Origin of the sequence: Microbacterium sp. K35 (assembly GCF_004794375.1) — a bacterium.
Classification (GTDB): Bacteria; Actinomycetota; Actinomycetes; order Actinomycetales; family Microbacteriaceae; genus Microbacterium; species Microbacterium sufflavum.
The window spans coordinates 1-398 of the sequence record NZ_SSDM01000093.1 but is presented as its reverse complement, the minus strand read 5'-3'; the positions used below and the strand labels follow the sequence as shown (position 1 = coordinate 398).

The window sequence follows — 398 nt, the reverse complement described above, 5'->3', positions numbered from 1 at the left end:
GCTGCGGCGCACCCCGACGCCCGTCGTCGCCGGCGACCGCACGCACGCGATCCTCGACCGGCTGGACGCGCTCGCCGCCGAGCTCCGCGACGCACACCCCGAGGTCGTGCCGCAGGCGGTCGGCCTCGTGGTGCCCGGCATCGTCGACGCCGACGCGGGCGTCGGGGTGTTCGCCAGCAACATGGGCTGGCGCGACGCCCCGCTGCGGGACCTCGCCCGCGAACGCCTCGGCCTGCCCGTCGCGTTCGACCACGACGTGCGCGCGGCCAGCTGGGCCGAGCACCGCCTCGGTGGAGCACGCGCCTACGACGACGCCGTGATCCTCGTCATCGGCACGGGCATCGCGGGCGCCCTCCTGGTGGGCGGACGGCCGTACACCGCGGGCGGTTACGCCGGCG

General features: G+C 77.4%; 1 protein-coding gene. It reads left to right on the top strand.

The window, feature by feature from the left end:
• On the top strand, positions 1 to 398 hold a 398-nt coding region (locus DW299_RS02540; RefSeq protein ID WP_136035531.1), incomplete at both ends, for an ROK family protein.